We start from the raw sequence: 21222 nt of genomic DNA, 5'->3' as shown, positions 1-21222 counted from the left end.
CGGGCTTGCTCGCGAAAGCGGTGTGTCAGACACCAGACATGTCACTGTTCTACCGCTTTCGCGAGCAAGTCGAATCGTCGCACCGCCGCTCCCACAGGTTAATTATTTGCAGGGAAATAATGTGTATGACCCTACACCACACCGAACTGCTGATGTACAACGCCCCCGAGCCCATCCGCGCGGCCAATGAACGCTGGATCACCCGCATCCTCGAACACCTCGGCCACTCCCGCCTGGACGCCGCCAGCCTGTCGCTCCCCGAACTCTGGTTATCCCCGGATCTGCTGCTGACCCAAACCTGCGGCTATCCATTGATGACCTTGCTGCGCGGTCAGGTGCGCATCGTCGGCCGCCCGCGCTACGAATTGCCCGACGCCACTGCCGGCAACCACTGCAGCCTGATCCTCAGCCGTGCCGACGATGCGCGCCAAACCCTGGCGGAGTTTCGCGGCAGTCGCGGGGTGATCAACAGTGATGACTCCAACAGCGGCATGAATCTGTTGCGCCAGCGCCTCGCGCCGTTGCACCGCGACGGGCAGTTCTTCGCCGCGGTCGGCAGCAGCGGGGCACATCGCGAGAGTCTGCGCTGGTTGCGCGAGGGTCGCGCTGATCTGGCGGCGATCGACAGCGTGACCTATGCCTACCTCGCTCGGCATGCGCCTGAGGAAGTCAGGGGATTGCGGGTGGTGGCGCGCAGTGCGTTCAGCCCGACCTTGCCTTTTGTCACTGCCGCTACTGCCACTGATGAGCAGATCGAACAGTTGCGCCGGGTGATGAATCGGGCGTTGCGTGAGCTGCCGGATGTGGCACAGACGTTGGGATTGCCTGAAGTGCTGGCGGCCAGCGAAAGCGATTATCGGGTTGTGCTCGACTATCAGCGTGAGGCTGAAGAAATGGGCTATGGCCGCTTGCGTTGAAAGATCGCAGCCTTCGGCAGCTCCTACTTTGGAATGCGGTCAACCTGTAGGAGCTGCCGAAGGCTGCGATCTTTTGCTTTTATATCTCCAAAAAGAATATAAAAATGAAATATAAATCTTATTAATGCATAAGGCGCCTTGCTACGATCGCGCCACCGGATCACCGGACATTCAGCGACCCCTTACTCAGGAGCCCTTATGTCCGGCGCCGACTCCGCTCACCGCAATCATCTCGACGCACTGTTCCGCGCCCACTACCGCTGGCTGTGCACTTACCTGCGTCGGCATCTGCACGACGCCGCCGGCGCGGAAGACATCGCTGCCGAAACCTTCGCGCAGTTGCTCCAGGCGCCTAGCCTCACGGCGATACGCGAACCGCGCGCCATGCTCACCACGATTGCCCAACGTCTGCTCTATCAGCGCTGGCGCCGGGCGGATCTGGAGCGCCGGCATGCGCAGCAGATCGACGTCGAGGTCGCCATTTCACCGGAAGACCTCGCGCAACTGAGCCAGACCCTCAAGCGCCTCGACCGTAGCTTGCAACACCTGCCGAACAAAGTCCGCTCGACCTTTCTGCTGGCGCGGATTGATGGTCTGACCTACCCGCAAATCGCTGCCGAGCTGGGCATCTCCCAGCGTTCGGTCAGCGTTTACATGAGCCGTTCCCAGGCCCTGTGCGACCGCCACAGCGCCAACCAAATCCTGACAGACAAGAGGTCCGCATGAGATCAATCAAAACCCTGCTCGGCAGCTCGCTATTGGCGCTGAGCTTGAGCGTCGGCGCTGTTTCGGCGGCAGAGAAAACTGCGCCGATTCACTTCGGTGACATCACCTGGGAGAGCGGCAGTTTCATCACCGAAGTGCTGCGCCTGATCGTCGAAAAAGGCTACGGTTACCCGACCGATACGCTGCCGGGCAGCACCGTCAGCCTCGAAGCGGCGCTGGCGAAAAATGACATTCAGGTGATCGGTGAGGAGTGGGCCGGGCGCAGTCCGGCGTGGGTCAAGGCGGCCAATGAAGGCAAGGTGTTCGGGCTTGGCGATACGGTCAAGGGCGCGACCGAGGGCTGGTGGGTGCCGGAGTACGTGATCAAGGGCGACCCCGAACGCGGGATCAAACCGCTGGCCCCGGAGCTGAAATCGGTGGCCGACCTGCCGCGCTACAAAGAGGTGTTCCGCGACCCGGAAGACCCGAGCCGTGGACGCTTCCTCAACAGCCCGACCGGCTGGACCTCGGAGATCGTCAACAGCCAGAAGCTCAAGGCCTATGCGCTGACCGACAGCTACGTCAACTTCCGCACAGGCTCCGGCGCAGCGCTGGATGCCGAGGTGGCGTCGTCGATCAAACGTGGCAAACCGGTGCTGTTCTACTACTGGTCGCCGACGCCGCTGCTCGGTCGCTTCAAACTGGTCAAGCTCGAAGAGCCGCCGTTCGATGCCGAGGCCTGGAAGACTCTGGCTGATGCCAATAACCCGAATCCCAAGGGCACCCGCTCGATGCCGGCGAGTCTGGCGATTGGCGTCTCGGCTCCGTTCAAGGCGCAATACCCGGAGTTGGTGTCGTTCTTCGAGAAAGTCGATTTGCCGATTGATCTGCTGAACCAGACGCTGGCCGGAATGAGCGAAAAGCGCCAGCCACCGCGGCAGGTCGCCGAAGCGTTTCTGCGCGATCAGCCGCAGGTGTGGAAGGCGTGGGTGCCGGGGGAGGTGGCGAGCAAGGTGACGGCGGGGCTTTGAGTTTCAACTGGTTGATCTGTGGCGTTTGAGCCATCGCCTTCGCGAGCAAGCCCGCTCCCACAGGGGGGCGGGCGCGCCACAAATCCAGTGTGGGAGCGGGCTTGCTCGCGAATGATCTAAAGACTTACACCGCTTCCGCCGCCAACGCCGCCATCACGGTCGGCCGCTGCTCGACCCGCGCCTGAAACCGCGCCAGCGCCGGCCACTGCCCCAGCTCGATCCCGAACAACCCGGCCCAGCGCAACACTACAAACAACAACGCATCCGCCACGCTGAAGCCGCTCGGCAGCAGATACTCCTGCTGCTCCAGCACCGCGACCAGTACGGCAAATCGCTTGAACAACTTCTCCTTGATCGGTTCGGCCGGCAGACGCTCATCAAACAGCGCGCCCAAGCCGCCGTGGATCTCGCTCGAAATGAAATTCAGCCACTCCTGCAAACGCAGCCGCTCGAAACTGCCGGGTGCCGGGGCCAACCCTGACTGTGGTTGCAGATCCGCCAGATACTGCAGGATCACCGGACCTTCGGTCAGCACCGCGCCGTTGTCCAGTTGCAGTGCGGCGACGTAGCCCTTGGGGTTGATCGCGAGAAAGTCTTCGCCGCTGGCCGTGCGCTTGCTGCGGTTGTCGACGCGGATCAGCACGAAGGGCAACTTCAGTTCGCGCAACACAATGTGCGGCGCCAGCGAACAGGCTTGCGGGGCGTAATACAGCTTCATCGGTAGCTCTCTGGTGAGGATTTGGCGCCAGTGTCATAGTGCACCGCACCCTCGGTAAAATTAATCTTTCAAGAAGCAGCCATAAGGACAGCTACTGGCATGATGAACCTGATGCATTGGCGGCTGGTGGTCGCCGTGGCCGATCACGGCAATATCACCCGCGCTGCCGAGCGGATCGGCATGACGCAATCCGGGGCGAGCCAGGCGCTGGCGTTGATGGAAGAAACCCTCGGCGTGCAACTGTTCAGCCGCGAGAGTCGGCAGACCTTGCCCACCGCCATCGGCCTGCCGGTGATCGAGCAGGCGCGGCTGATGCTTGGCGCGCTGGAGACCATTCGCCAGACCGTCGACAGCGTGCGGCCGATGCTGCGCGGGACGATCCGTCTGGCGAGTTTCCCCATGGTGCTGGCGAGTTTCCTGCCGCCGCTGCTGCGCCAGTTCAATCGGCTGTATCCGGGGATCGAAGTGGTGGCGCTGGAGGTCAGCGACGATGAGGTGGAAACCCTGCTCGCGGCCGGTCTGGTGGATGTTGGCGTGGTGCTCAACCCGGCACCCGAGCGTAACGCCGGGCCATTGGGTCGGGATGAATGGGTAGCGGTGGTGCCGGCAGGGCATCCGCTGGCGCTGCGAGGAACTGAGCAGGGCGTCAGCCTGCAAGAACTGACGGCGCTGCCTTTTGTGCTGGCCACAGGTGGTTGCTCGACCAACGCCCGCAGCCTCGCCGCCGAGGCCGGGTTGCAGTTGCAGGACGTGCGGGTCGAGGTGCGCGAATGGAGCAGCGCCTTCACTCTGGTGCGAGAAAACCTCGGTGTGACGCTGGTGCCGGAAATGACCTTGCCGGCCGAGCGCCAGGGTTTGCGGGTGATCGCTCTGCTGCCGCGTATCGAACGGGTGTTTTCGCTGGTGCTGCCTGCGGGGCAGACGCCGTCGGCGGCGGTGCAGGCGTTGCTGGATCTGCTGGCGGATACGGCGGTCGCTGCCACTCGCTGAACCGTTTCTTGTGCAAAAAGTGCCAGATACTGGCCGACTAGTGGCCTTGCGCACGGCTTTGCGCTGGCTATGCTGAGCTGTAACTAACTATGTCGACCGTCATCGGTTAGCCGTGATTTCAACGCTGCCAGAGTGCGCAATCAAAGGCACCGGACACTGAACCAACAAGGAGCGAGTTTGTACATGGAAGTTCTTCTGCACGTTAGGGCTGGCCCGTTGCCGGGCTATCAAGAGAAGGATGTCTTGATAAGAGTGTCGCTGCATGGACCCTCGGATTAAACATCATTTATCACCTGACAACTTCCTCCTGTGGAGGAATGCGTGTGCCTGTTCTGTGGAACGTAGTGGTGGATTCTGAAAGACCTGAACTTTCATCAAATCAAAAGACCGCGCGGAAGGTGATACAACCATGTTCAACCTACATCACAAGGCTGATCTGCAGGAAATCGAGCGTTTCAGCTGCGCCTTGACCGAAGCCAATGCCAAGCTGGACGCGATCAGCCGTTCGATGGCGATGATCGAATTCACCCCCGAAGGCATTGTTCTGGATGCCAATGAAAACTTCTGCAAGACCATGGGGTACAGCGCCGAGGAAGTGCGCGGCAAACATCACCGGGTGTTTTGTGAAGAAGCCTTTTACCGCAGCGAGGAGTACGCCAGATTGTGGCGCGACCTGGCCCGGGGCGAACCGATCAGCGGCACGTTTCTACGCTTGAACAAGTCTGGCAAGGAGATCTGGCTTGAAGCCAGTTACATGCCGGTGTACGGCCCGGACAAACAAGTCAAAAGTGTGATCAAAGTGGCGTCGGACATCACCGCCCGGGTCAACAAAGAGCACGAAGAAGAAAGCATGCTGGCGGCAATCAGCCGTTCGATGGCGGTGATCGAGTTCACCCCGGAAGGCAATGTGATTACCGCCAACGACAACTTTCTGAAAACCATGCAGTACTCGCACAACGAAATTGTCGGCCATCACCACAGCATGTTCTGTCACCGTTCCGAATCCGAATCGGCGCAGTACAAGGCATTCTGGGCGTCGCTCAATCGCGGCGAATATCACTCGCACCGTTTCGAACGCAAGAACAAGTCCGGGCAGATGGTTTATCTCGAAGCCTCGTACAACCCGCTGTTCGACACCAAGGGCCGCTTGTACAAGGTCGTCAAGTTCGCCAGCGACATCACTCAGCAGATGACTACTTTGCAAAACGCTGCGGAATCGGCTCACAGCACCTCGGTACAGAACGACGCCTGCGCGCAGAAAGGCTCACAGGTGGTGCAGCAAACCGTGCAGATCATTCAGGACATTTCCCGCGACCTCAACGAAGCGGCACTGAGCATTGATGCGGTCAGCAAGCAATCGGACATCATCGGCACCATCGTCCAGACCATTCGCGGGATCGCCGATCAGACCAACCTGCTGGCGCTCAACGCCGCCATCGAAGCGGCCCGGGCCGGTGAGCACGGGCGCGGGTTCGCGGTGGTGGCGGATGAGGTGCGCAGTCTGGCGGCGCGGACCAGTCAGGCGACCCTGGAGATTGTCGAAGTGGTGCGCAAAAACCATGACCTGTCGCTGAGCGCGGTGTCGAGCATGCAGTCGAGCCTGAGCCGCACCGGGCTGGGGGTGGAACTGGCGAACGAGGCGGGGGAGGTGATTCTGGAGATTCAGCAGGGATCGCGGCATGTGGTGGATGCGATCGGGCAGTTCAATGCGACGTTGCAGCTGAACTGACAGCCATCAACAACTGTAGGAGTGAGCCTGCTCGCGATTACGGTGTGTCAGTCACTGGATAAGTAACTGATGTATCGCTATCGCGAGCAGGCTCACTCCTACATTGGTTTCTAAGCAACTTTCAGGTCAAAGCGCCGCGAGAAACTTGTCCGCCAGTTTGTCGCTGTCCTTGACGTCATTGACGTTGTCTTTCTCCGACTGCGCCAGTTTCATCTTGTCCTGCAGGCGCTCGGCGATCTCTTTGCCAATGGCCAGTTGTTTCTCCGGCGGCATGGCTTTGATGTCGTCTTCGGTGATGCCCATGCTCTGAAGGATACTGTCACGCAGACGCTGTTCCGGCGACTTGCTCATGTAGTCCTTGAACGCGTCGGTGGCCGACGTGCCGGTGGTGCTGCCGGCAGCCGTGGCGTCGGTGGTTTGCAGGCCGACACGGGTCTTGGCGAAGGCTTCGTCGACGTTATCGCTGATGCGCGTGGCGGCGGCCACTTGCTGGGTGGCGATCTGCGTGGCCGAATCCTGGACCTTGGAGGTCGCATCGGTGGCTTGTGACTGGGCCTGGTTCTGCAACGATTGCAGCATGGCGCCGTGCAGGCCGCTTTGCAGACCGGCAGCGGCGGTCGTGGTCGCGTCTTCCGCCAGCCGCTTGGGCAGGTGGATGAGTTGCTGCTGTTTGGCACTGACCAACATCATGATGGAGACCTTTGAATTATTGCTGACCTGCCTGTTGCAGCAATTACCGTGCCTTAGAAGAAAGTCCAGCTATTTCAATAGGTTGCTGATCTCGCGCATAGGCAAGGCGGTCATCCCTTGCCGTCAGGCGGCAGAGGATGACCGGGTGACCCTCAGCGGTGGGCAATGTTTTCCAGCGCCAGATTGCGCGTGCGCGGGCCGAACCAGCCGATGGTCAGCATCACGATCAGCATGCTGCTGACGATGAACGCCAGCACCCCGGGCGTGCCGAAGTTGTCGAGGAACAGCCCGATCAACAGGCTGCTGAACACCGTCGACAAGCGGCTGAACGAATAGCAGAAACCCACCGCCCGCGCGCGGATGTTGGTCGGGAACAGTTCGCTCTGGTACGAGTGATAACTGAAGCTCAGCCACGCATTGCAAAAGGTGATCATCACCCCGCAGAAGATCAGGCCGAAGGCGCTGGTCTGCAACGCGAACAAAGTGCCGAAGGTCATCGCGCCGAGGGCCGAGCCGACGATCTGCCATTTGTTCTCGAAACGGTTGGCGAACTTGACGAACAACAACGGCCCGAGCGGGTAGGCGAGGGTGATGATGAACGCGTACATCAGGCTGTGAGTGACGCTGACGCCCTGGCCGGAAAGCAGCGCCGGCAGCCAGTTGCCGAAACCGAAGAAACCGATCGCCTGGAACACGTGAAACACGATCAGCATCAACGCGCGTCGACGATACGGTGGTTGCCAGATATCGGCGAAGCGGCCCTTGCCTTCGACATCCACCGGAACGGCTTCGGGGGCATCCAGCGGTTGGCGGTGATCCTTTTCGCAGCGTGCTTCGATGCCGTCGAGAATCCTGTTCGCCTCATCAAACCGCCCATGCTGCGCCAGCCAGCGCGGCGATTCGGGCAGGCGTTTGCGCAGCCACCAGATGAACAGCGCAAACACCGCGCTCGCCAACACCACCCAGCGCCAGCCCGACACACCGAACGGCGCTTGCGGCACCAGCCACCACGACATCAGCGCCACCGCCGGCACCGAGAGAAACTGCACGAAAAAGGCGAAGGCGAACGCCGAACTGCGCATGCGCTTGGGCACCAGTTCCGAAAGGTAGGCGTCGATGGTCACCAACTCGATACCGAGGCCGATGCCCACCAGAAAACGCATGCAGATGATCCCCAGCGCCGAGCTTTGAATCCCCATCAGCACCGTGGCCACCGTGTACCAGACCAGCGCAAAAGTGAAGATTGCGCGGCGGCCGAAACGGTCGGCCAACGGACTGAGCAGGCTGGCGCCAAGGAACAGGCCGAGGAAGGTCGCCGATGCAAACGCCGCCTGATCGGAGAAGCCGAACACGCCCTGATTGCCGGTGGCGAAGATCCCGTCACGGATCAGTCCGGGGCTGATGTAGGCGGTCTGGAACAGGTCGTAGAGTTCGAAGAAGCCGCCGATCGACAACAGCGCCACCAGCCGCCAAAGGGTGGCGACGGCGGGGAGGCGGTCGATGCGCGCGGAAATCTCGGCGGCGCGTTTCGGGTCGATGCCTTCGCTTTGCGCGGCGGCGGGAGCGTGAGCAGTCATCGGCTGATCCATTTTTTATTGATGGAAAAGCTTAGCCTGCTATCGGAGTGGATGGATTGTGAATATCGGCGGTTTGCCCTGGAATACCGCCGATTTCTTGCACTAACTGCTTGTGAGTTAACGATTTATGCCGCAGCGGCCGAATCGGGCAGTGCCGACGCCGGCAAGCCGAACACCCGATCGAACAGCCAGTTGAATGCGAACGTGTAGCACGGGATGAAGATGATCAACGCCAGATCCAGCAGGAATGCCTGCACCAGACTGATGTTCATCCACCACGCAATCAACGGAATCAGGAACACGATCAGCGTCAGTTGAAAACCCACGGCGTGGGCGATGCGCCGTTTGACCGTGCGGGTGCGCGACTTCTGGCGGCTTTCCCAGTGCTCGAACAGCGAGGTGTAGATGAAATTCCAGGTCACCGCGATGGTGGTGATGATCACCGCCAACGGGCCGGTGCTGCCGGGCGAAGTGCCGGACAACAGCGCCAGGCCGAGAGCGGAGAAGGTCATGCCGATCACTTCGTAGAGCGACACGTAGACCAGTTTGCGTTTGACGCCTTGCATGGGGTTTTGCCTCTTTCTTGCGATTGCTGGCCAGCAGGACTGGCGAAGACGGCGAAAGATAGCTTCAATGGGCGTGACAGAAAAAGTCAGTAGCTTTCAGTTTTGGTGATAGGTAAGTGAAGTGAATTTCAACAGTGACAGCATCGAACTGTTTCTTGCGGTGATCGAGCGCGGCTCGTTTTCCGCTGCGGCCCGCGCTTTGGGCCGGGTACCCTCGGCGGTGAGCATGGCCATCGGCAATCTTGAGGCGGAACTTGGCTATCCGCTGTTCGACCGCAGCCATCGCGAGCCGCAACCGACAGCCATGGCCCTGTCACTGGTGCCCCACGCGCGGCTGATTGCCGAACAGCTCAAGCAGTTGCAGGTGCACGCGGTGGAGCTGTCGCTGGGGCTGGAGAGCAAGCTGTCGATTGGTGTGGTGGCGGACATCGACCGGCGGCGCGTGCTCGCCGCGATCAAAGTGATTGCCGAGCGTCATCCGCTGCTCGATATCGAAGTGCTGACCGCGCCGCAGGACGATGTGCTGGCGCTGCTGCACAGTGGTCGCGTCAGCGTCTGCGTGGCGTTCGCCGGGTTGAGCATGAACGTGCTGGAGCGCTTTCAGTTCGTTGGCAGCGAACGGATGATCGCGACACTGGCGGCGGACAGTCCGTTGTTGCAGAGACAGGCGCTGTTTCTCGAAGACCTGGTGCAGGTGCGGCAGATCGTCGTCGCCAGCCGCGACTTGCCGATCAGCGAGACCCGCCCGCTGGTGGCTGAATCGCACTGGCGCACCGACAACCTGGAAACGGCCATGGAGATGGTCGAGGCAGGATTGGGTTGGGGCAATTTTCCGTTGTCGGTGGTGCAGCCGTGGCTGGACAGTGGGCGCCTGAAACGCCTGAATTTCCGCAATATCGAAAACGGCCTGGAGCTGCCGGTGCACGCGGTGTGGCTCAAGAGCCAGCCGCTGCAGAAGGGCGCGCTGGCCCTCGTCGAATTGCTCGGTCACTGAGCCCAACACACTTCCCCTGTGGGAGCGGGCTTGCTCGCGAAGGCGTCGTGTCAGCTGGCATTTGCTTATCTGGCACACCGCCTTCGCGAGCAAGCCCGCTCCCACAGGGAGATTGGGTTTCACCTTGGCATTTGTGACCATCCGAGGGATTTCAGAGGTCAGGTACTCTCGCGAATCTTCAACTCGAAGCCCATATCCTCAACCGGACGCGCCACGCTGTTGCCGGCCATCAACGTCAACATCTGCTCCGCCGCGCGCCGGCCGATCGCCTCACGCGGGGTGTTGATGCTGCTCAGGCGCGGCACCATGTGCTCGGACATCGGCAAGTCGTTGAAGCCGAGGATCGCCACCTGCTCGGGGATCCTGATCCCGTTGCGCAACGCCTCCAGCAGCGCACCCTGCGCGAGGTCGTCGTTACCGAAGAAAATCGCATCGACATCCGGATGCGCCGCCAGCAGTTGCAGGAACAATTCACCGCCCAGACCCACGGACGAGGAGCGCGGGGTCAGCACTTCCAGATCCGGATCATAACGGCCGGCCTTCTGCAGGGCTTTGCGAAAACCTTCGCCGCGCAGCAAGGTGCGCTGATCGAGTTGCGCACCGATGTAGGCCAGACGCTTGCGTCCGCGGGAGAGCAAATGTTCGGCAGCGGTTTCGCCGGCACTGAGCTGGGAGAAACCCACGCAGTTCACCCCGGCGGCGCTGTCCAGTTCCATCATGTACACGCAGGGAATGTTGCTGGCCTCGATCATCCGCCGTGAACTTTCCGTGCGGTCGAAGCCGGTCAGCAGAAAACCACGTGGCTGATAGGCCATGTAGTTGCGCAACAGGTTTTCTTCTTCATCGCGCGAGTAGTGGAAGTTGCCGATCAGCACTTCGAAGCCCTTGGGCGTCAGCACCCGATGAATGGCTTCCAGCGTATCGATGAACAACAGGTTGGACAGCGATGGCACCAGCACCACCACCGAATGGCTCTGCGCCGAGGCCAATGCGCGGGCGGCAGGGTTGACCACGTAGTTGAGTTCGAGCGCGGCTTTCTGCACTTTTTCCACCAGTTCCGTGGCCACGGTGCTGACCCCGCGCAGCGCGCGGGAGGCGGTAATCGGGCTCACGCCGGCGAGGCGGGCAACTTCATTAAGGGTGGGACGGCCGGTGGTGCGAGTGTTTTTATCGTTTTTAGGGGTGGTCATCGGGCGGCTTGCCAAACAAAAATCAAGGCACTAAGGTAGCGCTGTCCTGATGCAGCTGCAAATGCGTAAGCGAGGTCCTGCCTGATCCTCGCTTTTTGGCGTTGGGCGAAAACCTGCTGCAACCCAAAAAAACGACAAGAAGGCGTCGGCAACTTCTGCCTGTGCACTAGAGTCATAGCTAGCAAAGGTAGCGCTGTCTGCGCGCTGAGGTGTTATATGAGTCATCCCATCACCGCCCTGGTCATCATGGGCGTTGCCGGTTGCGGCAAGACGTGCGTCAGCGAGGCCCTGTGCCAATTGAGCGGCGCCACTGCCATTGAAGGCGATACTTTTCATCCGGCCGCCAACATCGAAAAGATGAGCGCGGGGATCCCCCTGAACGACGACGACCGCGCCGGCTGGCTCGACAGCCTGTGCGATGAACTGCGTCGTGTCGACGCCACTGGCCAGCGCCCGGTGCTGACCTGCTCGGCGCTCAAACACAGTTACCGCGAAGTGTTGCGCAGTGCCTTGCCGGGCCTGGGCTTCGTGTTTCTTGAGTTGACCCCTGAAGTGGCCGCCGACCGCGTGTCCCATCGTCCGGGCCACTTCATGCCGGCGACGTTGATCGAAAGCCAGTTCGCCACCCTCGAATCGCCGGTCGGCGAACCGTTGACTCTGGCGCTGAATGCTTCGATCCACAGCGTTGAAGAACTGGCGGCCCAGGCGCACGTCTGGTGGCAGGCCCACGGTCTGAAGCAGGCGGTATGAGTGTGTTGAAAGAGCTAGCGCTGTCCTCACGAATTCTGTTTAACCCGCTTTAATAACAACAACAAGCCAGGAGACACCCCCAATGTTTGGCATGTCCCACGACACGTTTCTGCTGCTTGATGCAGTGGTCACGGTAATCGGACTGATCGTCCTGATTACCAAGTTCAAGATTCACCCCTTCATCTCCCTGACCATTGCCGCTGCCTTTCTCGGGCTGACGTCGGGCATGCCGATCGGCACCATCATCAAAGCGTTCCAGGACGGTTTCGGTGGGGTGCTCGGTTTCGTCGGCATCATCCTCGCGCTGGGCACCATGCTCGGCAAAATGATGGCTGAATCCGGTGGCGCCGATCAGATCGCGCAGACCCTGATCCGCGCGTTCGGCAAGGACAAAGTGCAGTGGGCGATGATGTTCGCTGCGTTCCTCGTCGGTATCCCGCTGTTCTTCGAAATCGGCTTCGTGCTGCTGATTCCGCTGGTGTTCATCGTCGCCCGGCGTACCGGTGTGTCGATCATCAAGATCGGTATCCCGCTGCTCGCCGGTCTGTCCGCGGTACACGGCCTGGTGCCACCGCACCCGGGCCCGCTGTTGGCAATCGGGGTGTTCGGCGCCGACATCGGCAAGACCATCCTCTACGGTCTGATCGTTGCGCTGCCGACCGCCATCATTGCCGGTCCGATCTTCGGTACCTTTATCGCCAAGCACATTCCCGGCACGCCGAATCAGCAACTGGTCGATCAACTGGCCCGTGAGAACGACGAATCGGCCAAGCTGCCGAGCTTCAGCATCACCCTGATCACCGTGCTGCTGCCGGTGTTCCTGATGCTGCTGAAAACCTTCGCTGACGTGGCGCTGCCGGACGGCCACTTCTTCCGGACCTGGATGGACATGATCGGTCACCCGATCTCCGCACTGCTGCTGGCGTTGTTGCTGTCGCTGTACACCTTCGGACACAAGCAGGGCATCGGTTCGCAGCAGATCCTCAAGTGGCTGGACGCAAGCCTGGCGCCAACCGCCGCGATCATCCTGATCATCGGTGCCGGCGGTGGCTTCAAGCAGATGCTGGTGACCAGTGGCGTGGGCGACGTGATCGGCCACATGGCGGTCAGCGCGCAGATCTCGCCGATCCTGCTGGCGTGGCTGGTGGCGGCGGTGATTCGTATCGCCACCGGTTCGGCCACCGTGGCGACCATCACTGGCGCCGGCATCGTGGTGCCGGTGGTGGGCATGATTCCGGGCGTCAACCGAGAGCTGCTGGTGCTGGCCACCGGTGCCGGTTCGCTGATCCTGTCCCATGTCAACGACGCCGGTTTCTGGCTGGTGAAGCAGTACTTCAACATGACCGTGGCCGAAACCTTCAAGACCTGGACGGCGATGGAAACCATCCTGTCGGTGGTTGCGTTGGGCTTTATCCTGCTGTTGTCGCTGTTCGTTTAAGCAGCTTCTTGCAGACACAAAAAAACCGCAGCGATGCGGTTTTTTTGTGGGTGATGCAAAACTGCTAACCCCTGTAGGAGCTGCCGCAGGCTGCGATCTTTTGATCTTGATCTTTAAAATCAAAAGATCGCAGCCTGCGGCAGCTCCTACAGGGGTAGGTGTCAGCTGGTGGTTTTCGGGGTCAGGCCATCCGCCCGGAACATCCCGCGAATCCCGCGCACCGCCTGACGAATCCGGTCCTGGTTTTCGATCAGCGCAAAGCGCACGTGATCATCGCCATACTCACCAAACCCCACCCCCGGCGAGACGCAGACCTTGGCCTCGGCCAGCAGCTTCTTGGCAAATTCCAGCGAACCCAGATGCGCATAAGCCTCGGGAATCTTCGCCCAGACATACATCGAAGCTTTCGGGTTCTCGACCATCCAGCCCAGCTCATGCAGGCCTTTGACCAGCACGTTGCGACGCTGGCGATACTGCTCGGCGATGTCGCGCACGCATTGCTGATCGCCTTCCAGCGCGGCAATCGCCGCCACTTGCAGCGGGGTGAAAGTGCCGTAGTCGTGGTAGCTCTTGATCCGCGCCAGGGCGTTGACCAGTTCCGGGTTACCGACCATGAAGCCGATGCGCCAGCCGGCCATGTTGTAGCTCTTGGACAGGGTGAAGAACTCCACCGCGATGTCCTTGGCGCCGGGTACTTGCATGATCGACGGGGCTTTCCAGCCGTCATAGACGATGTCGGCGTAGGCCAGGTCGTGCACTACCAGCACGTCATATTGCTTGGCGAGGGCGATCACCCGTTCGAAGAAATCCAGCTCCACGCACTGCGCGGTGGGGTTGGACGGGAAGCCGAGGATCATCATCTTCGGTTTCGGAATCGAGCCACGAATCGCCCGTTCCAGCTCGGCGAAGAAGTCCACGCCGGGCACCAGCGGCACCGAACGCACCTGGGCGCCGGCAATCACCGCACCGTAGATGTGAATCGGGTAGCTCGGGTTCGGCACCAGTACCGTGTCGCCCTGATCCAGGGTCGCCAGCATCAAGTGCGCCAGGCCTTCCTTGGAACCGATGGTGACAATGGCTTCGCTTTCCGGGTCGATATCGACCGCGTAGCGTTCCTTGTACCAGTTGGAAATCGCCCGACGCAGACGCGGAATGCCCTTGGACGTGGAGTAGCCGTGGGTGTCTTCGCGCTGTGCAACCTGCACCAGTTTTTCGACGATGTGCGGCGGCGTGGCCCCGTCGGGGTTGCCCATGCTCAGGTCGATGATGTCTTCACCACGACGCCGCGCGGCCATCTTCAGCTCGGCGGTGATGTTGAAAACGTAAGGGGGGAGTCGATCAATGCGCGCAAAGCGGCGCGGCGAACCTTGTTCAGCCATTGTTGCCTCGGATAACGTAAGCGCCCGGAACCGTCCGAGCGACGCTGGTCACTGCGGTGACCTGTGGCGGAAGATAAGGGCAGCGATGGCGGACTGTCCAGCGTGCGCGACAATAATTTTTCCAAGGAAATGCTTAATGGAATTCACCAGCGGCTTCTTGCTGAGCCTCTCGCTGTGCCTGGACATCGGCGTGGCCAACATTGCAATGATCACCCTGGCGATGCAGCGCGGTTACTTTCAGGGCTTTGCGCTGGGCCTCGGTACGTGCGTCGGTGATCTGATTTACGCAGTGTTGGCGCTGGCCGGGATGACCGTGCTGCTGCAGTACGAAAGCGTGCGCTGGGTGCTGTGGATCGGCGGCTCGGTGCTGCTGATCTACTTCGCGGCGAAGATGATCTATTCGGCGATTCACCACGAGGCGCAGTTGGCAGCGACGGCGGAAGTGGGGCAGAACTCGCATCGCAAGGAGTTCTTTCGCGGGATCTTCCTCGCCATGTCCTCACCCAGCGCGATCCTGTGGTTTGCCGCGGTGGGCGGCACCCTGATCGCCCGCTCCGGTGGCGGCGGCCCGCTCAGTTCGGCGCTGTTTCTCGGTGGTTTCCTCTGCGCCGGGCTGCTGTGGTCGGCCGGTCTGTGCTTTGCCGCGAGCCACGGCGGCAAGCTTTTGGGTGACAAGCTGTTGCGCTACTCGTACATGGCATCGGCCGCGATCTTCTGCTATTTCGCGGTTTACGTGATCGTATCCGGTTATAACGAGTTCGTTGGCTCCGGGGCCGCCGACCAGTTGCACGCCTTGTAACATTGCGAATCGGGTTTGGCTTCTATACTCAGCAGCCGAACCCCTTTTTTTTGCCAGGAGTCGAGTCATGGATGAGCAAAAACGCGTCGAAGTGGCTGAACCTCGCTTCGAACATGGACACTTCCTGCTGATCGCAGGATTTCGTGGTCGATTTACCCAAGACACTGCCAAGGACATTCCTGCGCTGTGGGAAAAGTTCTTGCCGCACCTGGGAAAGATACAGGGACAAAAAAACGAAGTGACCTACGGTGTCTGCAGCAACTTCGACGGCCAGGGTGGCTTCGATTACATCGCCGGGGTGGAAATCAGCAAGCTCGATGACCTCGACCAGAAGGTCTACCAGTGGGTCGAAGTGCTGCCCCGGCAGTACGCAGTGTTCGAGCACAAGGGCCCGCTCGATCAATTGCCGCAGACCTTGCAGTACATCTACAAGACCTGGCTGCCGACCTCCCACTACGTGGAACTCAACGCCCCTGAGCTGGAACGCTACAGCGCCGATTTCAATCCGCGACTGCACACCGGCAAACTGGAAATCTGCGTGCCGGTCGATACCAAGGCCTGAGCCATAAAACATGAGGCGGATCGCTGATCCGCCTCATGTTTTCAACCGCGTTTACCCTTGCTCACCCGTCGCGCCCGCAACAGGTCGATGCCCAGAGTGATAAAGCCGAACGTACTGATGCCCAACACCATCAACAGGCCGATTTCAACGCTGCTCATAAGCGGTTTCCCCCAAGGGTGATCAGAGACACACCGCAGGAATAGCCCGTCGCCCGCACGAAGAAAAGCGCTTATACGCAGGCTTTACGCCCGCCGCGCGGATCGATATGCACACCTTATTCCTTTATGCTTTGCGCACTTTTCTCCGCTGATTTTCGAGCTGCCATGAACACCGTCATCCGCAACGTCACCGCCGCCGATCTGGATCGCTGCTACGCCATCGAAACCGTTGCCTACGAAGGCGATGAAGCCGCCACTCGCGAGAAAATCGCCACGCGCATTGCCACCTGGCCGGATGGTTTTATCGTTGCCGAAGTGGACGGCGTGGTCGCCGGTTTCATCAACTCGGGCGCGGCGTTCGATGTGCAGATGTCCGACGAGGCGTTCAAGGAGCTGATCGGCCACGACCCGAAAGGGCCGAACGTGGTGATCATGTCAGTGGTGGTGCACCCGGACTTTCAGGGGCAGGGCCTGGCCAAGCGGCTGATGGCCGAATTCATCGAACGCATGCGCGGGATGGACAAGGCGACGATTCATCTGATGTGCAAGGAGAAGCATATTCCGCTGTATGCCGGATTCGGCTTTGCATACATCAAGCCGTCGGAGTCCGAGCATGGCGGGATGGCGTGGCACGAGATGATCCTGACGCTCTGAAAATCGCTGCAAATCCAAATGTGGGAGCGGGCTTGCTCGCGAAGGCGGTGTGTCATTTGCCAATGATTTATCTGACACGACGGCTTCGCGAGCAAGCCCGCTCCCACAGGGGAACAATGGTGATCTGCTGATAGGGGTCAGTAGAGGGTGTCAATTACCCGCTTCGGCGCTTCGCGATCGTAGGTCTCGGCGTCGAACTGCCCGTCGTTCAGACGCTTGTGGAACGCGCCCGCAGAAGGCAGCGCCGAGCGTGGCAGATGGGTTTGCGGGTTCCATGCGTCGGAGCGCACGAAGGCTTTCGAACAATGGAAAAACGCCGCTTCCACCGTCACCAGCAACACCGTTTTCGCCGGTTTGCCGTTCACCGCAAAGCTTTCCAGCAGATCTGGATCTGCACTGATGGTCGCCGTGCCATTGACCCGCAGCGTCTCGCCGATTCCCGGAATGATGAACAGCAGCGACACCCGTGGATCGTGCAGCACATTGCGCAGGGTATCGATGCGGTTGTTGCCCGGGCGATCCGGCAGGGCCAGGGTGTTTTGATCAATGATTCGGACAAATCCCGGCGCATCGCCACGCGGCGAATTATCGAGGCCGTCGGCACCCACCGAGCTGACGATCACCAGCGGCGAGACTCGCACCATCGCCTGATAATCCGCGTTGAGAAAACCGATCTGCTTGCGCACCGCGCGGTCGTGGGGCAAGCCGTAAATAGCTTCCAGTGCTTCGATTGAATCGATCATCGTGCATCCCTCGATGACTTAGAAAAACAGGCCCATGCGCCGCTCGTAACCGATCCGGCCCTTGTACGCTTCGCCGCTGTCGACGAAACCATATCTGGCGTATAGCGCGATTGCCGCGTCGTTATCGGCATCCACCGACAGTTCCAGCCCCTTGATTTCCGGCCATGCCTCTCGTGCCGCGGCGGGCAACGCTTGCAGGCAGGCCTTGCCGTAGCCCTTGCCCTGCGCGCGGTGATCGACCTGCAAGGCATGCAGGGTGGCGCTGTGTTCGTCGGCCCAGTCCGGCAACACGGGCGGGCGCTTGAGCAGCAGGAACGCCACCGGCACCTGATCGGCCAGCAGGGCAAAACCTTTGACGCCGGGGCCGGGTCTGGACAGCAGCGTGTGCAGCGCGCCGTGAATGTCGCCGGAAAACTTGATCTGCTCGGGATGGATTTCAATCGCCTCGACCTGCTGACGCTGCAAGGCGTTCAGGCTGTCGTATGGCACGAGTTGGGCTGACACGGGAATTTCCTTTTTCCTACAAAGATGAGCCTCGGATTCTAGCGATTTTGTCTTCGGCGGAAATTTTTTGTTTCGTCTGTCGATCTGCTCGATTGGCAAACGACTAAGGGTGTCTTCACCACAAAAAACATGGAGAACAGCATGAGCGCTCAGACCGAAATCCAGACCCTGATCAATACCTATCGCGACGCGGTAATGACCAAGAACGTCGACAAGGTTATGACGTTGTACACCGATGACATCCTCTCCTTCGACGCGATCAAGGCCCTGCAATTCAAGGGTAAGGCCGCCTACCGCGCACACTGGGAAGCCTGCATGGAAATGTGTTCCGGCCCGCACGTTTTCGAGTTCCACGAGATCGCCATCGAGACGGCGGACAACCTCGCGTTTGCCCATTGGGTGGCCAATTGCGGCGGTACCAACGACAAAGGCGAAACCCAGAGCTGCTGGATGCGTGCGACCGCGTGCTATCGGCAGGTGGGCGGGACGTGGAAGATTGTCCACGAGCATTGGTCGGCGCCGTTCGATCCGATGAGCGGCGCGACCCTGTTCGATGTGCAGCCCTGATCTTCAGCCATAGTTGATCCGTCCGATTCAGGAGAACGCCATGAAGTATCTATGCCTGGTCTACAGCGATGAGCGCCTGCTGCACACCTCGCCCGACAGCCCGGAAGACGCCGAGTGCTGGGCCTACGCCGAGTCGATTCAGGGCAGCGGGCGGATGGTCGCGGCCGAAGCGCTGGAGTCGGTGCAGACCGCGACCACCGTGCGTATGCGCAACGGCAAGCTGACGATCACCGATGGCCCGTTCGCCGAAACCAAGGAGCAACTGGCCGGTTTCTACCTGATCGACGCCAAGGATCTGAACGAAGCGATCCAGGTCGCCGGCAATATTCCGGCGGCCCGGGTCGGCAGCGTCGAAGTGCGTCCGGTGCGGCAGTTGAATGTCTGACGTCCGGACGCGGGTCGAGCAGGTCTATCGCGAAGACTCGCGGCGGATTCTGGCGACCCTGATCCGTCTGCTCGGGGATTTCGACCTCGCCGAGGAAGCCTTGCACGAGGCGATCTTCATCGCGGTCGAACGCTGGCAGCGCGACGGCGTGCCGGACAATGCGCGCACCTGGCTGGTCTCCACCGGGCGCTTCAAGGCCATTGATGTGTTGCGCCGGCGCGCCCGCTTCAAGGCCTCGCAGCCGCTGTTGCTGGCGCAGCTCGAAGAACTGGAACAGGCCGACTGGAGCGGCGAAGACGTGGAAGACGACCGTCTGCGGCTGATCTTCACCTGCTGTCACCCGGCGCTGGCGGCGGATGCGCAAGTGCCGCTGACCCTGCGTGAAGTCTGCGACCTGACCACCGAAGAAATCGCCCGCGCGTTTCTCTCGGCGCCGACGGCGATTGCCCAGCGCATCGTGCGCGCCAAGGCGAAGATTCGTGATGCGAAAATCCCTTATCAAGTCCCCAGCCTGAGCGAATTGCCCGAGCGCCTTGATAGCGTGCTGCGGGTGATTTATCTGGTGTTCAACGAAGGGTATTCGGCGTCGATGGGCGCTGAGCTGACCCGGGAGGATCTGACCCGCGAGGCGATTCGGCTGGGGCGGTTATTGATGGAGTTGCTGCCGGAGCCTGAGGTCATGGGCCTGTTGGCGTTGATGCTGCTGCATGAGTCGCGGCGGGCGGCGCGGACTTCCGTGGAGGGGGAGTTGATTCTGCTGGATGATCAGGATCGCTCGCGCTGGGATGCCGGGTTGATCGCTGAAGGTTGTGCGCTGGTGGAGCGGGCGCTGACCACACGGCGCTTTGGACCGTATTGTTTGCAAGCGGCGATCGCCGCGGTGCATGCCGAAGCGCCGTCAGCGGCGGAAACGGACTGGCAGCAGATCGTTGGGCTGTATGACGTGTTGCTGCGTGCGATGCCGTCGCCGGTGATCGAGTTGAACCACGCGGTGGCGGTGGCCAAGCGCGATGGAGCGTTGGCGGGATTGACGCTGATCGAGGGGATTCTCGAACGCGGTGAGTTGCAGGATTACCACTTGGCGCATTCGGCGCGGGCGGAGTTTTGTCGCCAGTTGGGCCGGGTGGAGCAGGCGCGCACGGCTTACCTGCGAGCACTGGAACTGACCCGGCAGGAGCCGGAGCGGCGGTTTATCGAAGCGCGGCTGGCGCAATTGGATTGATCTGAAATCTTCGGTGGCAGTGCCGACCCCTTCGCGGGCAAGCCCGCTCCCACAGTGTCCGTGGTGTACACAAAATCTATGACCACCGCAGATCCCTGTGGGAGCGGGCTTGCCCGCGAAGAGGCCAGTCCAGCCACCATCAAAGCATCAGGCTTGCTGCCGGGTCGCAGCCAGCACGATTTCGCGAATGCACACGCCCTGCGGCTGTTCATATGCATAGGCAATCGCCGTCGCCACATCCTCGGCGCTCAGCACCGTGCCGCCCATCTCCTGTTTCCACGCCTGATAGCCGGTCTTGATCGCCTCATCAGTGGTGTGGCCGAGCAATTCGGTTTCCACCGCGCCCGGGGCAATGGTGGTCACGCGCACGTTGTGCGGTGCCAGTTCTTCGCGCAGGTTTTCCGACAAGCCATGCACCGCAAACTTGGTGCCGACATACGCCACGTGGTTGGGGAACGTCTTGCGTCCGGCCACCGAACTGACATTGATGATCGTGCCGTGCTTGCGCTCGACCATGCCCGCGACCACCGCATGCACGCCGTTGAGCAGGCCCTTCACATTGACGTCGAGCATCTGCTCCCACTGCGCCGGATCCTGCGCGCTCATCGCGCCCAGCAGCATCACCCCGGCGTTGTTGATCAACGCGTCAGCCGGGCCGAATCGGGCCTCGGCTTCGGCGACTGCCGCGAGCAGGGCGGCACGATCAGTGATGTCGACCTGCCGGCTGAGGCTGTTCGGCAGTTCCAGTGCCTCCAGGCGTTCAATACGTCGCGCCAGCAGCAACAACGGGTGCCCGGCAGCGCTGAAACGGCGAGCGGCGGCCGCGCCAATGCCCGAACTGGCCCCGGTGATGATGATCAATGGCTTGCCCATACGTGAACTCCTGAAATAAGAAAATCAAATGACTGAATGCTGGGTGCAGTATATTCAGCGTCTTCCAAGCTGAAAAATGCC

The 21222-nt window shown here is 60.8% G+C and carries 23 protein-coding genes and 1 pseudogene; 15 read left to right on the top strand and 9 right to left on the bottom strand.

All coding sequences use genetic code 11. The annotated features are described in order from the left end of the window. The first annotated feature begins 125 nt into the window (after positions 1 to 125). From ACIOUG_RS12770 to ACIOUG_RS12760, 3 genes are all read left to right on the top strand, one after another. The gene (locus ACIOUG_RS12770; RefSeq protein ID WP_401065898.1) at positions 126 to 917 is read left to right on the top strand and encodes a phosphate/phosphite/phosphonate ABC transporter substrate-binding protein; all 792 of its coding nucleotides are present in this window, start codon (positions 126 to 128) and stop codon (positions 915 to 917) included. A gap of 198 nt (positions 918 to 1115) precedes the next feature. After that, positions 1116 to 1643, top strand: a complete 528-nt coding sequence (locus ACIOUG_RS12765) for a sigma-70 family RNA polymerase sigma factor (protein WP_401065896.1) — start codon at positions 1116 to 1118, stop codon at positions 1641 to 1643. Beyond that, the gene (locus tag ACIOUG_RS12760) at positions 1640 to 2653 is read left to right on the top strand and encodes an ABC transporter substrate-binding protein (protein ID WP_401065894.1); all 1014 of its coding nucleotides are present in this window, start codon (positions 1640 to 1642) and stop codon (positions 2651 to 2653) included. The genes ACIOUG_RS12765 and ACIOUG_RS12760 overlap by 4 nt, the downstream gene beginning before the upstream one ends. A 124-nt stretch (positions 2654 to 2777) precedes the next feature. On the opposite strand, the gene gstA is transcribed toward ACIOUG_RS12760, so the two are convergent. Continuing rightward, a complete protein-coding gene (gene gstA / locus ACIOUG_RS12755) occupies positions 2778 to 3371 on the bottom strand; it encodes a glutathione transferase GstA (protein WP_401065891.1) in 594 nt (197 codons plus the stop codon). 99 nt (positions 3372 to 3470) lie between these two features. On the opposite strand from gstA, the gene ACIOUG_RS12750 reads away from it, so the two are divergent. From ACIOUG_RS12750 to ACIOUG_RS12740, 3 genes and pseudogenes are all read left to right on the top strand, one after another. Further along, a complete protein-coding gene (locus ACIOUG_RS12750) occupies positions 3471 to 4361 on the top strand; it encodes a LysR family transcriptional regulator (RefSeq protein ID WP_401065889.1) in 891 nt (296 codons plus the stop codon). A 409-nt stretch (positions 4362 to 4770) separates the two neighbouring features. Continuing rightward, positions 4771 to 5547 (top strand): annotated as a pseudogene (locus ACIOUG_RS12745) (PAS domain-containing protein); the annotation flags it as partial. Between the two features lie 3 nt (positions 5548 to 5550). Then, the gene (locus ACIOUG_RS12740) at positions 5551 to 6090 is read left to right on the top strand and encodes a methyl-accepting chemotaxis protein (protein WP_256214240.1); all 540 of its coding nucleotides are present in this window, start codon (positions 5551 to 5553) and stop codon (positions 6088 to 6090) included. Between the two features lie 126 nt (positions 6091 to 6216). On the opposite strand, the gene ACIOUG_RS12735 is transcribed toward ACIOUG_RS12740, so the two are convergent. The 3 genes from ACIOUG_RS12735 to ACIOUG_RS12725 all read right to left on the bottom strand — a co-directional run bounded on the left by ACIOUG_RS12735 (position 6217) and on the right by ACIOUG_RS12725 (position 8923). Then, the gene (locus tag ACIOUG_RS12735) at positions 6217 to 6777 is read right to left on the bottom strand and encodes a hypothetical protein (RefSeq protein WP_401065946.1); all 561 of its coding nucleotides are present in this window, start codon (positions 6775 to 6777) and stop codon (positions 6217 to 6219) included. A 155-nt stretch (positions 6778 to 6932) separates the two neighbouring features. Beyond that, complete coding sequence (locus ACIOUG_RS12730) at positions 6933 to 8357, bottom strand: MFS transporter (protein WP_401065887.1); 1425 nt, start codon at positions 8355 to 8357, stop codon at positions 6933 to 6935. Positions 8358 to 8482: 125 nt separating this feature from the next. Next, entirely contained in the window at positions 8483 to 8923 is a 441-nt protein-coding gene (locus ACIOUG_RS12725) for a PACE efflux transporter (protein WP_123588708.1), read from the bottom strand. Between the two features lie 121 nt (positions 8924 to 9044). Here ACIOUG_RS12725 and ACIOUG_RS12720 point away from each other — a divergent pair, with 121 nt between their 5' ends. After that, positions 9045 to 9917: a LysR family transcriptional regulator gene (locus tag ACIOUG_RS12720; RefSeq protein ID WP_401065884.1), complete on the top strand. Its 873-nt coding sequence runs from the start codon at positions 9045 to 9047 to the stop codon at positions 9915 to 9917. A 158-nt stretch (positions 9918 to 10075) separates the two neighbouring features. Here the strand turns inward: ACIOUG_RS12720 and ACIOUG_RS12715 are convergent, their stop codons facing one another. Further along, positions 10076 to 11107: a LacI family DNA-binding transcriptional regulator gene (locus ACIOUG_RS12715; RefSeq protein ID WP_095121388.1), complete on the bottom strand. Its 1032-nt coding sequence runs from the start codon at positions 11105 to 11107 to the stop codon at positions 10076 to 10078. Positions 11108 to 11323: 216 nt separating this feature from the next. Here ACIOUG_RS12715 and ACIOUG_RS12710 point away from each other — a divergent pair, with 216 nt between their 5' ends. Beyond that, entirely contained in the window at positions 11324 to 11857 is a 534-nt protein-coding gene (locus ACIOUG_RS12710; RefSeq protein WP_401065882.1) for a gluconokinase, read from the top strand. 82 nt (positions 11858 to 11939) lie between these two features. Further along, positions 11940 to 13295 (top strand): GntP family permease, encoded by a 1356-nt coding sequence (locus ACIOUG_RS12705; protein ID WP_401065881.1) that lies wholly within the window; start codon positions 11940 to 11942, stop codon positions 13293 to 13295. A gap of 161 nt (positions 13296 to 13456) precedes the next feature. Here the strand turns inward: ACIOUG_RS12705 and alaC are convergent, their stop codons facing one another. Beyond that, on the bottom strand, positions 13457 to 14674 hold the full coding sequence (gene alaC / locus ACIOUG_RS12700; protein ID WP_401065878.1) for an alanine transaminase: 1218 nt from the start codon (positions 14672 to 14674) through the stop codon (positions 13457 to 13459). A gap of 136 nt (positions 14675 to 14810) precedes the next feature. Here alaC and ACIOUG_RS12695 point away from each other — a divergent pair, with 136 nt between their 5' ends. The 3 genes from ACIOUG_RS12695 (at position 14811) to ACIOUG_RS12685 (ending at position 16847) form a co-directional block, all read left to right on the top strand. Continuing rightward, the gene (locus ACIOUG_RS12695) at positions 14811 to 15473 is read left to right on the top strand and encodes a LysE family translocator (RefSeq protein WP_210558846.1); all 663 of its coding nucleotides are present in this window, start codon (positions 14811 to 14813) and stop codon (positions 15471 to 15473) included. Between the two features lie 67 nt (positions 15474 to 15540). After that, positions 15541 to 16035 carry a GyrI-like domain-containing protein gene (locus tag ACIOUG_RS12690; protein WP_007969356.1) on the top strand — a complete coding sequence of 165 codons (495 nt, stop codon included), beginning with the start codon at positions 15541 to 15543 and terminating at the stop codon, positions 16033 to 16035. Positions 16036 to 16358: 323 nt separating this feature from the next. Beyond that, positions 16359 to 16847, top strand: a complete 489-nt coding sequence (locus ACIOUG_RS12685; protein ID WP_401065874.1) for a GNAT family N-acetyltransferase — start codon at positions 16359 to 16361, stop codon at positions 16845 to 16847. A gap of 137 nt (positions 16848 to 16984) precedes the next feature. Here ACIOUG_RS12685 and ACIOUG_RS12680 read toward each other — a convergent pair whose 3' ends face one another. Continuing rightward, a complete protein-coding gene (locus tag ACIOUG_RS12680) occupies positions 16985 to 17590 on the bottom strand; it encodes a pyridoxamine 5'-phosphate oxidase family protein (RefSeq protein ID WP_401065871.1) in 606 nt (201 codons plus the stop codon). Between the two features lie 18 nt (positions 17591 to 17608). Next, positions 17609 to 18094, bottom strand: coding sequence for a GNAT family N-acetyltransferase (locus ACIOUG_RS12675; RefSeq protein WP_401065868.1), 486 nt, complete (start codon positions 18092 to 18094; stop codon positions 17609 to 17611). Between the two features lie 141 nt (positions 18095 to 18235). Here ACIOUG_RS12675 and ACIOUG_RS12670 point away from each other — a divergent pair, with 141 nt between their 5' ends. The 3 genes from ACIOUG_RS12670 to ACIOUG_RS12660 are packed head-to-tail and all read left to right on the top strand — an operon-like array spanning position 18236 to position 20268. After that, positions 18236 to 18661 carry a YybH family protein gene (locus ACIOUG_RS12670; RefSeq protein WP_401065866.1) on the top strand — a complete coding sequence of 142 codons (426 nt, stop codon included), beginning with the start codon at positions 18236 to 18238 and terminating at the stop codon, positions 18659 to 18661. Between the two features lie 40 nt (positions 18662 to 18701). Then, positions 18702 to 19046, top strand: coding sequence for a YciI family protein (locus ACIOUG_RS12665; RefSeq protein ID WP_401065864.1), 345 nt, complete (start codon positions 18702 to 18704; stop codon positions 19044 to 19046). Further along, positions 19039 to 20268: an RNA polymerase sigma factor gene (locus ACIOUG_RS12660; protein ID WP_401065861.1), complete on the top strand. Its 1230-nt coding sequence runs from the start codon at positions 19039 to 19041 to the stop codon at positions 20266 to 20268. The genes ACIOUG_RS12665 and ACIOUG_RS12660 overlap by 8 nt, the downstream gene beginning before the upstream one ends. A 147-nt stretch (positions 20269 to 20415) precedes the next feature. Here ACIOUG_RS12660 and ACIOUG_RS12655 read toward each other — a convergent pair whose 3' ends face one another. Continuing rightward, positions 20416 to 21141: an SDR family oxidoreductase gene (locus tag ACIOUG_RS12655; RefSeq protein WP_401065858.1), complete on the bottom strand. Its 726-nt coding sequence runs from the start codon at positions 21139 to 21141 to the stop codon at positions 20416 to 20418. Between the last annotated feature and the right edge of the window lie 81 nt (positions 21142 to 21222).

It is taken from the genome of Pseudomonas sp. NPDC087803 (genome assembly GCF_044742995.1).
Classification (GTDB): Bacteria; Pseudomonadota; Gammaproteobacteria; order Pseudomonadales; family Pseudomonadaceae; genus Aquipseudomonas.
Note: the sequence above shows the minus strand (reverse complement) of the source record. Positions and strands in the feature narration are given on the sequence as shown.